The 13,136-nt window shown below is 41.3% G+C and carries 15 protein-coding genes and 1 tRNA gene; 6 read left to right on the plus strand and 10 right to left on the minus strand.

Going from position 1 to position 13,136, the window contains the following annotated elements:
* Positions 1-12: 12 nt before the first annotated feature.
* The 6 genes from hypD to pscS are packed head-to-tail and all read left to right on the plus strand — an operon-like array spanning position 13 to position 5,748.
* Positions 13-1,059, plus strand: coding sequence for a hydrogenase formation protein HypD (gene hypD, locus QFX38_01915; protein ID MDI9623631.1), 1,047 nt, complete (start codon positions 13-15; stop codon positions 1,057-1,059).
* A gap of 9 nt (positions 1,060-1,068) precedes the next feature.
* Positions 1,069-1,731 (plus strand): phosphoglycolate phosphatase, encoded by a 663-nt coding sequence (locus tag QFX38_01920; GenBank protein MDI9623632.1) that lies wholly within the window; start codon positions 1,069-1,071, stop codon positions 1,729-1,731.
* Between the two features lie 14 nt (positions 1,732-1,745).
* On the plus strand, positions 1,746-3,050 hold the full coding sequence (locus QFX38_01925; GenBank protein ID MDI9623633.1) for a TldD/PmbA family protein: 1,305 nt from the start codon (positions 1,746-1,748) through the stop codon (positions 3,048-3,050).
* A 35-nt stretch (positions 3,051-3,085) separates the two neighbouring features.
* The gene (locus QFX38_01930; GenBank protein MDI9623634.1) at positions 3,086-4,075 is read left to right on the plus strand and encodes a radical SAM protein; all 990 of its coding nucleotides are present in this window, start codon (positions 3,086-3,088) and stop codon (positions 4,073-4,075) included.
* Between the two features lie 21 nt (positions 4,076-4,096).
* Positions 4,097-4,609, plus strand: a complete 513-nt coding sequence (locus QFX38_01935; GenBank protein MDI9623635.1) for an NTPase — start codon at positions 4,097-4,099, stop codon at positions 4,607-4,609.
* Positions 4,609-5,748 carry an O-phospho-L-seryl-tRNA:Cys-tRNA synthase gene (gene pscS / locus QFX38_01940; protein ID MDI9623636.1) on the plus strand — a complete coding sequence of 380 codons (1,140 nt, stop codon included), beginning with the start codon at positions 4,609-4,611 and terminating at the stop codon, positions 5,746-5,748. The genes QFX38_01935 and pscS overlap by 1 nt, the downstream gene beginning before the upstream one ends.
* Here pscS and QFX38_01945 read toward each other — a convergent pair.
* The 10 genes from QFX38_01945 to rpoA2 all read right to left on the minus strand — a co-directional run bounded on the left by QFX38_01945 (position 5,745) and on the right by rpoA2 (position 13,120).
* Positions 5,745-6,152: a GyrI-like domain-containing protein gene (locus QFX38_01945; protein MDI9623637.1), complete on the minus strand. Its 408-nt coding sequence runs from the start codon at positions 6,150-6,152 to the stop codon at positions 5,745-5,747. The genes pscS and QFX38_01945 overlap by 4 nt on opposite strands.
* A 38-nt stretch (positions 6,153-6,190) precedes the next feature.
* A tRNA-Ser gene (locus QFX38_01950) sits at positions 6,191-6,275 on the minus strand.
* Positions 6,276-6,323: 48 nt separating this feature from the next.
* On the minus strand, positions 6,324-6,632 hold the full coding sequence (rpsJ, locus tag QFX38_01955; protein ID MDI9623638.1) for a 30S ribosomal protein S10: 309 nt from the start codon (positions 6,630-6,632) through the stop codon (positions 6,324-6,326).
* Positions 6,633-6,667: 35 nt separating this feature from the next.
* The gene (tuf, locus tag QFX38_01960) at positions 6,668-7,909 is read right to left on the minus strand and encodes a translation elongation factor EF-1 subunit alpha (GenBank protein ID MDI9623639.1); all 1,242 of its coding nucleotides are present in this window, start codon (positions 7,907-7,909) and stop codon (positions 6,668-6,670) included.
* A 104-nt stretch (positions 7,910-8,013) separates the two neighbouring features.
* Positions 8,014-10,206 (minus strand): elongation factor EF-2, encoded by a 2,193-nt coding sequence (locus tag QFX38_01965; GenBank protein ID MDI9623640.1) that lies wholly within the window; start codon positions 10,204-10,206, stop codon positions 8,014-8,016.
* A 10-nt stretch (positions 10,207-10,216) separates the two neighbouring features.
* Positions 10,217-10,777, minus strand: coding sequence for a 30S ribosomal protein S7 (rpsG, locus tag QFX38_01970; GenBank protein MDI9623641.1), 561 nt, complete (start codon positions 10,775-10,777; stop codon positions 10,217-10,219).
* A 5-nt stretch (positions 10,778-10,782) separates the two neighbouring features.
* Positions 10,783-11,208 (minus strand): 30S ribosomal protein S12, encoded by a 426-nt coding sequence (locus tag QFX38_01975; GenBank protein ID MDI9623642.1) that lies wholly within the window; start codon positions 11,206-11,208, stop codon positions 10,783-10,785.
* Positions 11,209-11,225: 17 nt separating this feature from the next.
* Positions 11,226-11,657, minus strand: a complete 432-nt coding sequence (locus QFX38_01980; protein ID MDI9623643.1) for a NusA-like transcription termination signal-binding factor — start codon at positions 11,655-11,657, stop codon at positions 11,226-11,228.
* Positions 11,658-11,662: 5 nt separating this feature from the next.
* Positions 11,663-11,959 (minus strand): 50S ribosomal protein L30e, encoded by a 297-nt coding sequence (locus tag QFX38_01985; protein ID MDI9623644.1) that lies wholly within the window; start codon positions 11,957-11,959, stop codon positions 11,663-11,665.
* A complete protein-coding gene (gene rpoA2, locus QFX38_01990) occupies positions 11,960-13,120 on the minus strand; it encodes a DNA-directed RNA polymerase subunit A'' (GenBank protein ID MDI9623645.1) in 1,161 nt (386 codons plus the stop codon).
* Positions 13,121-13,136: the final 16 nt, after the last annotated feature.

Genomic DNA, 13,136 nt, shown 5'->3' on the forward strand with positions numbered 1-13,136 from the left:
CCCGGTGATGTTATGAAGGATCTTTCAAGAGAAATAGTATCAAGGATAAATAAAATTTCACGGCCAGTTAAGATAATGCATGTCTGTGGATCTCATGAACATACTATAATGCAACATGGTATAAGATCTCTTTTGCCAGAAGAGGTTGAAGTTGTTGCAGGGCCTGGATGCCCAGTATGTTGTGTTCCTGCTAGGGAAATTGATGAGTGTGTGGAACTTGCAAGGCAAGGTGTTACCATCACAACATTTGGAGATATGCTCCGCGTCCCGGGATCTTATGGTTCTCTTGCTGATGCAAAGGCTGAGGGGGCTGATGTTAGAATAGTCTATGGTGTGAATAATGCTGTTGAAATCGCGAAGAACCTTGACCGTGAGGTTGTTTTCATGGCGGCAGGTTTTGAGACTACAGCACCCACAACAGCCTCTGCGATTTTGGGAGATCCGCCAGAAAACTTTTCAGTTCTTTCATGTCATCGTTTAATTCCTCCTGCTTTAAAGTTTCTCATAGAATCTGGGGAAGTGAATTTGGATGGTCTTATAGAACCTGGGCATGTTTCCACTATAATAGGTACGAGGCCTTATATCCCATTTTCAAGGGATTATGGGATACCCCAGGTTATAGCGGGTTTCAACCCTATCGATGTTCTCTTGGGAGTCTATATGATACTTCGCCAAATTAAAAATGGAGAAGCCAAGGTTGAAAATGAGTATAGGAGAGTCGTCAAGGAAGAAGGCAATGTTAAAGCTCAGGAGATTATGAAAGAGGTTTTCTATGTTACGAGTAAGGAGTGGAGGGGATTCCCTGAGATCCCAGATTCTGTATATGAGATAAAAGATGAATTTTCGGATTTTAATGCTAGGGAAAAGTTTGATATAGAATTGGGAGATGTGATTGAATGTCCCACAGGTTGTATTTGTGGTGCTGTATTAAGAGGTGTTGCAAGGCCTGAGGATTGTTCGCTTTTTAGGACTGAGTGCACGCCAACTAATCCCGTGGGTGCATGTATGGTTTCAAGGGAGGGGACATGTAATATTGCATATCGTTATAGTTCATTTTAGGGATGGATTATGAGGGCAATCGCTGTGGACATTGATGGTACCATAACTGACCCAACAAGGAAGTTGAGCATACCCGCCCTTAAAGCGCTGAGGAAGGCCGAATCCCTTGGAGTGCCCGTTATACTTGTTACTGGTAACATTTTATGTTTCACTAGGGCGGCTTCTGTACTTATAGGAACTTCTGGGGGTCTTGTAGCGGAAAATGGTGGTGTAATATACTCTAAAGAGAAGGTTAAAGTACTGGGTGATATTAAAAAGGCTGAAAGAGCATACAAGCACCTTAAAAGTTTATATCCTGTAGAAAAGGTTCAATTTTCGGAGTTCAGGGTCTCTGAGGTAGCTATATGGCGCACAATACCTGAAGATGTCATAAAAGAAACTTTAAAGGATTTTGATGTTGAAGTTTATGATACAAAATTTGCAATTCACCTTACAGATCCGCAAGTCAATAAAGGCTCATCACTTAAAATAGTCGCAGAAGACATGGGAATCAAAACGGATGATATAATGGCAATAGGAGATAGTGAAAACGACATCGACTTCCTAAAGGTGGCCGGGTTAAAGGTCGCAGTTGCAAATGCAGACCCCCAACTCAAAAAGATGGCAGATTATGTGACAACCAAGGAGTATGGTGAGGGAGTAGCAGAAGCACTTGAAAAATTCATATTCTAACGGGGGGGAATAGATTGTATGATATAGCAGAAAAAACATTCAAGGAAGCACTTAAACATGTCCACAATGTGGAGGTATACATTCAAAAGGAGAAAACATTAGAGGTTGACATTCAAAGGGATAAAATAGACCTTGCAAAGGAACAACAGTTAATAGGCCTTGGTTTAAGGGTCATACAGGATAAAAGGATGGGTTTCGCTTACACCACAGACATGCGCCGAATAAAAGAAACAATAAAAATGGCAGTTTCTAATCTGGGAGCGAATGAAGCAGATGAGAATTTTAAATTTTCCAAACCATCACATTATCCACGAGTGAAAAAAATTTATGATAAGAGATTCCACGATTTTGAAGTTTCAGATGCTCATGAATTCGCTGAGAGAATGATAGATAAGGTTTTTGATGAAGGTTGTGAGCCTACCAACGGAGGCTTCACTGCAAGCTGCCTAAAAACTCTCTTATTAAATTCTAATGGGGTTGAGGCCGAGTACAAGAGCACAGGATTTTCTGCTCATATATCAGTTAACGCAAAGGAGGGCAACCTTAAATCCACGGCTTATGAATCTGATGCGTCATGTCTAATGAGCCTAGAACCGGAAAGGATATCCCAGACCGCTTGCAAGATAGCTAAGAACTCTATCGGAGGCGAAAAGATTGGGACGGGTGATTTGGGCATATTATTAGATTATCACGCTATAAGTGGGATTCTTGGAACATTTACATCAGCAATAAACGCCGATAACGTCCAAAGGGGAAGATCGTACCTTAAGGACAAAATAGGAGAAGAAATAGCAAACCCAGCCATGAACATATATGATGATGGAAAAATAACAGGAGGCCTCTACTCAGCCCCCATAGATGATGAAGGCACACCATCACAACGCACACCCATAATAGAAAAAGGAATACTAAAAAATTTCATATATGATCTCTACACAGCCTCTAAGGGAAATGTTAAAAGTACTGGTAATGGTATAAGAGCATCATTCTCAAGCATACCAACAGTTTCAACCACTAACATCATCCTAGATTTCCAAGATAAAATAACAGTTGAGGATATTAAAAGGGGCATGCTTGTAACTGATGTTCTCGGCGCCCACACCGCCAACCCAATTTCCGGAGACTTCTCATTGGAAGCTAACAATCCATTCTACATAGAAAATGGGGAGATAAAATATCCAATAAAAAAAGCCATGATCTCAGGTAACATATTCAACATCCTAAAACAGGTAAAAATGATAGATTCCAAGATAAGGCAAATAGGAACTTTCATAACACCAAGAATATTCATAGAAACTCTAAGGGTTATTGGAGGATAACATACAAAAGGCAGAGAACCCCCATATAATATATGATGCTAGAAGATTACCATCTTATAAGAGAAGATAAAAAACTTGCACGATTCAAAATAGCAGCATCCATAAAAGCCAAGGACGTGCCAAAAGACAAACTATGGGACGAACACAAAAGAATTCAGAAAAAGTTCAAAGAATATTATGAAAAACAGGCTATAAGATCTTGTGAATCATCATTCCTAGATTTGAAGATAAAAATAGCCGACAACATATTCAAATCATGTCATTTTTGTGAAAGACGCTGCCATGTTAACCGCAGAAAAGAACCAGGATACTGTGGCGTATTAGAAGCTAGGATAGCATCGGAATTTTTACATTTCGGGGAAGAAGCACCACTTGTCCCCAGTCATACAATATTCTTTTCAGGTTGCACATTCCACTGCGTATTCTGCCAAAACTGGGACATATCCCAAAACCCCCAAGGGGGCGTCCACATAAAACCAGAAAAACTTGCAGATATAATAGATAAAAAGAGGCGAAGAGGATCATTCAATGTAAATTTTGTCGGGGGCGACCCCACACCCAACCTCAACTATATCTTAAAAGTTATCTCAAAATGCAAAGAAAACATCCCCGTAATATGGAACAGCAACTTCTACATGTCAAAAGAGGCCATGAACCTATTAGATGGTATAATAGACTTATATTTAACAGATTTCAAATTTGGAAACGATAAATGCGCCAAGACATTAGCAGACGTAGACAACTACTGGAAAATAGTCACAAGGAACCACTTACTAGCTAAAGAATCGGCTGATATGATAATAAGACATCTGGTACTTCCGGGACACGTTGAATGTTGCACAATACCCATACTCTCATGGATAGCTGACAAATTAGGTAAAAACACCCCAGTCAATATAATGGGGCAATACCGGCCAGTATACCATGCCATGGAATACCCTAAGATAGACAGATACCCTACGAGAGAAGAAATTTACACAGCAAGGGAATATGCAAGGGAACTAGGTCTCACCAACCTACTATAGGAATGGGGAGGATAAAGAAAGTTGAATATTATAATAACGGGAAAACCGGGAACTGGGAAAACAACACTAATCAAAAAAATAAAAACCCACCTAGAAAAAGAAGGGGCTAGTATAGGCGGGATATTCACGCCAGAAATAAGAGAAGGCAAAAAGAGGATAGGCTTCGAAATAGTAGATATAATGACCGGTGAAAGAGGTATACTAGCAGAAAAGGGAGCTCCAGGGCCAAAAGTAGGATCCTATGGTGTTAACCTTGAAACGATCAAAAAAGTGGGCATACCCGGGATAGAAAAGGCCATCGAATCCGCGGATTATATCATAATAGATGAAGTCGCGCCAATGGAGCTTAAAGACCCCAAATTCTTATTTAAGGTGGAAGAAGCGCTTTCAAGCGGCAAAACAGTGATAGCAGCCTTCCACAGGAAGCTAATCCAGAACATAAAGGATAGAGAAGACGTGCAAATATTCAGGATCAACCCCGAAAATCGTGAAATAGTATACGAAAAGATAAAAAGGGTAATAGAGGGAAAATAATGGAATGCGATGAATATGGACTTGCAAGGGCCATTGAGAGGGAAAATCTAAACTTAAACCCCCTTCAGAGGGGTGGTGTCCTCCCAGCAGATGCCCGTGAAGCACTTTACGAGTTCTCAGATGGTTATAGTATATGTGATTATTGTGAAGGGAGACTAGATCAGATAAAAAAACCAGACATTACAAGATTCCTTGATGATCTTGCAGACTTCATAAATGTTGACGTTGTAAGAACAGTCCATGGTGCAAGAGAGGGAAAATTTGCAGTGATGCACGCCATCTGCGACAAGGGAGATACGATAGTGACAGATGGGAACGCACACTATACTACACATTTGGCAGCCGAAAGAAACCACCTTAGAATCATCGAAGCACCCAACAATGGATATCCAACATTCGAAATAAAACCAGAAACTTACAAGCAAGTACTAGAGGATGCCATTGACAAAACAGAGGTCAAATTAGCAGTTCTAACACATGTTGACGGGGATTATGGAAACCTTACAAATGCAAAGGCCATAGCATCTGCTTGCAGGAGATTAGGTGTCCCACTATTATTAAATTGCGCATACTCTATGGGGCGGATGCCAATAGACGCCAAGGAGATAGGGGCTGATTTCATTGTTGGTAGTGGGCATAAGAGCATGGCAGCCTCTGGGCCGATAGGAGTGCTTGGCATGACCAGTGAATGGGAGGACATCATACTTAAAAGATCTGAGCGTCATGAAAAAAAGGAAATCGAAATGCTAGGATGTACAAGCAGGGGTGCTCCAATAGCGACGCTAATGGCATCATTCCCACATGTGAAAGAAAGAGTACAAAGATGGGATGAAGAAGTTAAAAAAACAAGATACTTTATAAAAGAGATGGAAAAATTAGGTGAAATAGTACAATTGGGGGTTAAGCCAAAAGAACACGACCTGGTAAGATTTGAAACACCAATATTCGAGAGTATAGCACGTTCACATCCAAGAAGGGGCTTTTTCTTATATGAAGAGCTTAAAAAGAGGAAGATAGTTGGTATAAAGAGGGGTCAGACACGATGGTTTAAATGTAGCATATATGCTATGACCATGGAACAAGTAGAATACATAATCAACGCCTTCAAGGATATCATAGAAAAATATCAAAAATCCTAGATTATGGGGAACTGTATCTCCACTTTACTCCCATAGTAGATTTCCCTGGGTGAACCTATAACATCTATATTATTTTCTTCAACAAAATCTATGAGAGACTTATAGGCAGCTCCCCTACCAGAACCTTCATAGAGAGTGTATAAAACCTTATGCCCTGGGATCGTCACAATATTCACACGATCAGTACCCTCGATCTCATCCTCTATAGGAAACCCCACATCATACTTTCCCTCGTCCTTGAGGGGGCTAGTATAGAATATCACAAAACCAGAACCCCCAATCTTGACCTCATGCTCCTTAAGCCATTCCTCAAGCTCCTGAAGTAACTTTTTAGTCTTCTTAAAACAGCCACTGTAACTTATAACAGCTATACGCTCCTCAGGGACCATTTTAGTCTTTATCATGACAGCACACCCAAAAGAGAATAAAATGGTTTTTTAGACGCCGGGACTGGGATTTGAACCCAGGAGGAGCAAAGCTCCACGGGATCTCAAGTCCCGCGCCTTACCTGGCTAGGCTATCCCGGCACATAAAAAAAGGATCACAAATTATTAATTTGTGGGGGGGCTTGTCTTCTAGCCCTTGAGTTCTATTTCTATACTAACGTTATCTGGTACGTTAACTTTCATGACCTGGCGCATGGCCCTTTCATCGGCTTCTATCCCTACGAGTCTCTTGTGGATTCTCATTTCCCATTTTTCCCAGGTAGCGGTTCCTTCACCGTCTGGAGATTTGCGAGTTGGTACTATAAGCCTTTTAGTGGGGAGGGGTATGGGACCTGATATGTCAACTCCGGTTCTCTCTGCTATCTTCTTTATCTGTTCACAGACGTATTCTAATTTTTTCGGGTCGGTTCCTGTGAGTTTGATCCGTGCCTTCTGCATTTACATCCTCCAAAAAAATATAATATTGGGGGGGTTTATTTTGCTGGTACTAGGTCTATGCACATTCCAGCTGCGACTGTCTGTCCCATGTCCCTTATGGCGAATCTTCCCATGTGGGGTATGTCTTTGATTTTTTCTATTACGAGTGGTTTGGTTGGTTGTATTTTGACCACGGCGGCATCTCCAGTTTTGAGGTAGTCTGGGTTTTCTTCTTGCACTTCACCAGTTGCAGGGTTTATCTTCTGGACGAGTTCTGTGAAGGTGCATGCAACCTGTGCTGTGTGGCAGTGGAATACTGGTGTGTATCCTACTGTTATGACTCCTGGGTGTTGTAGTACGACTACTTGGGCTGTGAATTGTTTTGCGACTGTTGGTGGAGTGTCAGGGTGTCCTGCTACGTCACCCCTTCTTATATCATTCTTTCCAACACCTCTCACATTGAATCCTATGTTGTCACCGGGTTCTGCTTGTTCTATACGTTCATGGTGCATTTCTATGGATTTGACTTCTCCTCCAACGCCTGGTGGTTCGAATATGACATTGTCACCAGTCTTTAGGATTCCGGTTTCAACCCTACCAACTGGTACTGTGCCCACTCCTGTGATGGAATATACATCCTGGATTGGTATCCTTAAGGGCAAGTCCACTGGTTTTTCTGGGGGTTTTAGCTGATCTAATGCTTCAACTATTGTGGGACCCTTGTACCATGGTGTTTTATCACTCTTTTGGGTTATGTTGTCACCTACAAATGCTGAAACTGCTACGAATGGGACTTCCTTGGGCTTGTAACCTACTGTTTTGATGAGTTCGCTCACTTCATCTTTAACTTCATTGTATCTGTCTTCGCTGTAATCTACTAGGTCCATCTTATTTATTGCGACGACTAGTTGGTCTATACCTAGTGTCCTTGCAAGAAATACGTGTTCTTTTGTCTGTGGCATCACACCATCGTCTGCTGCCACGACTAGGACTGCGGCGTCTGCTTGTGAAGCTCCTGTGATCATGTTCTTAACGAAGTCGCGGTGTCCTGGACAATCCACAATTGTGAATTCATATTTTTTTGTTTCGAATTTTGTATGTGCAAGGTCTATTGTCAGTCCTCTCTCCCTTTCCTCTGCTAATCTGTCCATAACATACCTGAATTTGTCTTCTCCTTCAGCTAATTGCTGTTCTGTGATGACTCCTGCTTGTAGGAGAAGGTGACCTACAAGTGTGGATTTCCCATGGTCTACGTGTCCAATAAATGCCAAGTTTATGTGTTCCTTTTCTTTAGCCATAATATTACCTCCGATATTCTGTGATGATTTGAAGTTTGACCTTATATCCCATGATGGGTTAAATCTCCTATATTTATTATCTTATTATATAAATTTATGTACTTTTAACTGAGGTAATGGTCAGCACCATATGGTTCAGGTGATAATCCTTTCCTAGTTCTTATCTCCCTTATGATGGTTTTTTGAAGTTCATCTGGTAATTTTTCAAATCCTGCATTTTCAGTGGACCAGAGGCATCTTCCCTCTGTAGCTGATCTAATGTCCCCTGCGAAGCCGAACATTTCAGCAACTGGAACCTTAGCTTCCACTGTTACCATGTCACCCTCTTGACTCATATCTAGGATTTGACCGCGTCTATTCTGTATCTCCCTTGTGGCATTACCCATGTATTCTTGTGGAACGTTTATGAAAACCTTCTGTATTGGTTCGAGGATCTTAGGTTCGGCCATCATCATAGCAGCATACATGGCCCTTCTAACAGCAGGGAGCACCTGCGCGGGTCCTCTGTGCACGGCATCCTCGTGGATTTTAGCATCCACGAGTTTCACTTTAACACCCATCACTTTTTCCTTTGCTAATGGACCATCATCTATCGCACTTTCAAAACCGTCTAATATGAGCTCTTTTATCTCATCAAGGTATTGTATACCCCTTGTCATGTTTATGAAAAGGTTTTTTTCATATACGTCCCATACTCTCCTAGCCTCTTCCTTGTCTAGTCCTGCTTTTATGAATTTATTCGCCATTTCTTTTCCTTTTATTCTGCCCTCTTTGATCTGACCATCCTGTATGGCTTTGAATACTGACTCTTCCAATGGTTCTATGGTTATATAGAATCTGTTATGTTTGTTGGGCGATTTACCCTCAACTGGCCCTGCGGTGTCCATGACAGTCTCCCTGTAGACTACGATAGGCTCCGAGGTTTCTATTTCAACACCTTTTTCGTTTATCCTGTAGGCTATTATTTCAAGGTGTAATTCACCCATACCAGAGACGAGGTGTTCACCCGTTTCTTCGTTTATCTCAACCTTTACTGTCGGATCTTCTTTAGCTATCTGCCTCAAAACCTCTATAAGTTTTGGAAGATCCTTTGTGTTCTTTGCTTCAACTGCTACCGTGACAACAGGCTCTGAAATGTGTTCTAGGCTCTCAAATGCTTCTATTTTCCTCTCGGTATCGCATACTGTTTCACCTGCAACCACATTCTTGGCACCGGTTATCGCGACAATGTTACCAGCTGGGACCACATCAGTGTTTATCCTCTCTGGGCCCATGTAAACTCCGACCTGTTGAACCCTGGAAGTTGTATGGGATCCTACAAGGAATATTTCATCACCCTTTTTGATGGTCCCGCCGAATATACGACCAGTCGCCACTTCACCAGCATGTTTATCTATCCTTACATCTGTTATCATGACTGCTAGGGGACCTTTAGGGTTTGTTTTGAGCATGCTTTGGCCTTCTTCACTTTCTAGGTCTCCTTGCCATATTATGGGTACTCTGTAAGTTTGGGATTCTGATGGACTTGGCAAGTGTTCCACAACCATTCCTAGGAGTACTTTATGTAGGGGGACTTTCTGGGCTAGTTCTTTTTGTCTGTCTTCTTTACAGTATTGGTATATGTCTTTGAATGTTATGCCGGTTTCTTGCATTATGGGGACGTTTATGGCCCAGTTGTAATAAGCTGATCCGAAGGCTACGCTACCATTTTCTACCTTTACTTGCCATTTTTGTTTGAATTCTTTGGGTGCCATGCTTTTGATTAGCTTGTTTACTTGGCTTATTATCTTTATGAACCTTTCTTGGAGTTCTTCTGGTTTGAGTTTGAGTTCGTTTATTAGGCGATCCACTTTATTTATGAATAGTACTGGTTTCACGTGTTCTTTGAGGGCTTGTCTTAGTACTGTTTCTGTCTGGGGCATCACACCTTCTACTGCGCAGACCACTACTACGGCTCCGTCAACGGCTCTCATTGCACGTGTAACATCTCCCCCGAAGTCTACGTGTCCTGGGGTGTCTATAAGGTTTATGAGGTATTCTTTGCCATTGTATGGGTGGACCATGGATACGTTAGCTGCGTCGATGGTTATACCCCTTGCTTGTTCTTGTTCGTCAAAATCTAGGAATAGTTGGTCGCCTGCTAGTTCTGCTGATATCATCCCGGCTCCGGCTAGTAAGTTGTCTGATAGTGTTGTTTTTCCATGGTCTATGTGGGCGACTATGCCTATGTTGCGGATGTAATCTGGTTTGTACATTAATTCTTTGATCTTGCTAATCATTTTAGCACGTCTACTCACTAAAATCACCTTAATGCGCTGATCTGGCTATTCTCTCTTTTTCTTCCTTCTTTTGTATTGCGAAGCTTCTTGTATCATATTCTGAAGCTAATATGATCTCCTGGGCCAGGCATTCTTCTATTGATTTCTTGGTTTTGAAAGCTGCTTGCATGGCACCCTTCGTGAGGAAATTCAAAGATAAGTCGAGTCTGCGTTGTGGGGATACGTCAACAGCGACTTGGTAGGCTATACCCCCATATTTTATCCTTGTTGTTTCCTCTCTTGGGGATGTGTTCTCTATGGCCTTAACTAGGACTTCTATCGGGTTCTTCTTTGTCCGCTGGTTTATTATCTCGAATGCCTTTTTAACGATCTTGTATGCTTTATTCTTTTTTCCAGTGTTTTTTTCTGTTCTCATGACCTTGTTTATTAGTCTTTCAATTATTGAAACCTTTGATTTTGCGAATTGTCTTTTCACGTGTCTTCCCATTGTATGTGGGACTAGTACCTCTGCTAAGGAAATGTATTTGGCCAGTCCCTTGTCTTCGACTTTCACCTCTTTTGTCTCCCATTTATCAAAGACTAAACTCATAAGTATTACCTCACTGGTTTCTCTATTTTGCCCTTAACCATTTCTTGGAGTGATACATTATTGACTTTGGTGACCTTCCAGCGGACGCCTGGAATGTCACCCATTGCTCTTCCAGCAGGGCCTCCTATACCTTCCACGATTACTTCGTCGTGTTCGTCGATGAAACCGATTGCACCGTCTCCAGGGGCGAATGCGGTTATCTGTTTACCGTTTTTGATAAGTTGGACTCTTACACATTTTCTTATGGCTGAGTTTGGCTGTTTTGCCTCTATACCTACTTTCTCTATTACTATCCCTCTTGCCTGTGGTGCTCCTTCTAGAGGGTCTGCTTTAACATCTAAGCGTAATGCTCTTCTTTTATATTGTGGGTCTTTCCATCTAAACTTTTGTCTGTCTTTTTTGAGTTTTTTTGCTGCGAAAAGTCCTGGCAAGTGTGATTCCCTCCCAATTATTTAATTATGATGTTACTTATGTTGTGCTGTCTCCTTGCTAATATCCTGGCTCTTTCAATATTCTGGCCCCCTCTGCCTATCACTGCTCTTCTATCTTTTGGGTTTACTTCTATAGTGGCTATTTTCTCCCCGTTGTCTCTTTGGAGTATTCTTATACTCCTTAGTTTGATGGGGGCGAAGAGGTTGGCTATGAATTCAACTGGATCGTCTGAATGTTCGATCACTTCAACGCCCTTGTCAACGGCCTTCTGGACTTTGGCAACGTTGCTACCTCTTCTCCCGATGGCGAGGCCCATATCTCCCTTTTTAACAAGGAATGTTATTTTCCCATTTTTATCATCCACTATACAATCTTTTACCATTGCACCGGTCATGCTTTCAAACAGTGCAATATATCTTATTTCGTTTGTGGTGAATTTTATATTCACGGAATCTACCCCACTATTTCTAGTATTGTTGAGTCACCAGGATCTTGTATGAGGAGAGTAGTGACGGTGAATGGTTTACCACATACTGAGCCTAATTCGACGCTACTCCCATTATAAACATAGATGGGAATATTGGAAAGTTTGGCATAATATTCTACGTCTTCTTTTATATCTTCTGGGGCGTTTTCGGCTATTATTACCAATTTGCCTTTACCTAGTTTCAAGTTTTGGATGGACTTTTTCGAGCCTAATATGACATTACCAGTGTCTACGGCTACTCTTATTCCTCTATCTATGTCCATTTACTTCCTCCTATCCTCTTGTTTCATTATAATGCTCACGGATCCCGTGCCTAATGGTATGGGTTGTCCTATTATGATATTTTCTATGATACCGTTGAGATTATCTACTTCTCCCCTTATACTAGCTCTTAGGAGGTGTTTTCCTGTTTCTTCGAATGATGCTCTTGCAAGGACGCTTGCTTTCTCGCCGCTGACACCATGTCTTCCAATGGATTTCACTGTACCGTCTGCTGTCATCATATCGGCTACTAGCATGATGTGTCTTATGTCTACTGTCAGTCCCTGTTCTTCCATTGTCTTCTTTGCCTCGTGTATTATTGCGTTCCTTGCCGCTTCTATCCCTAGAACCTTCTCTATTTCATGTATGTCATTTGTCATTGTTCTGACTTTGTCAACACCATCTATTTTGAGAACAGCTCCGAGGTTTGAACCTTCAGTATGTATTACCCATTCGTCTTCCTCTTTTCTGACAACTACTTTACCTATATTTTTAACTCCACTTATTTGGTAGTTGCGTACTTTATCAGCTAAAAGTCTAAGATCCCTTATGGTACGTTTTGAAGGTTCAAGTTCAAATATTAACATATTATTATTTATTTCTACTTCCTTAAAAGCTTTTTTTACACGTTGGATTATATCATCATAATTAAGTCGCTTTTCCTTGATCTTTTCCTTGTCTAATTCAACAACGATGTTCATTTCAGCATAATTAATATTAAAATTCTTCAAGACATCATTTAGGGTGCTTTTACCAATCTTGTTGGCAATTTTTCTCACAAATTCTTCGTCATCCCTTTTATCTTCTTCAAAATATATGTCCATTGTAGGTGTTGAAATCTTTTTACGAGCATCGACAATCTCTATAAGCCTGGGAAGACCAAGTGTAACATTAAGTTCAGCCACACCAGCATAGTGGAAAGTACGCATTGTCATCTGAGTACCTGGCTCCCCCACAGACTGCGCTGCAACGGTACCTACAGCCTCTCCCTCCTCTACCTTAGCCCTTTCATATGCACGATGAGCCTTATCTATCAATTCGTTGAGTTCATCATCATCTAACTGTTTCTCTTCCACTACCCTAGCCATTTCTAATATGAGTTTTTCTGGGAATTCAAGATCCTTTTTTTCCACAAATTTTTTAACTTTTTTTAATGTTTCCACGAAATCACCCACAATG

Origin of the sequence: Methanothermobacter sp. (assembly GCA_030055615.1) — an archaeon.
Classification (GTDB): domain Archaea; phylum Methanobacteriota; class Methanobacteria; order Methanobacteriales; family DSM-23052; genus Methanothermobacter_A.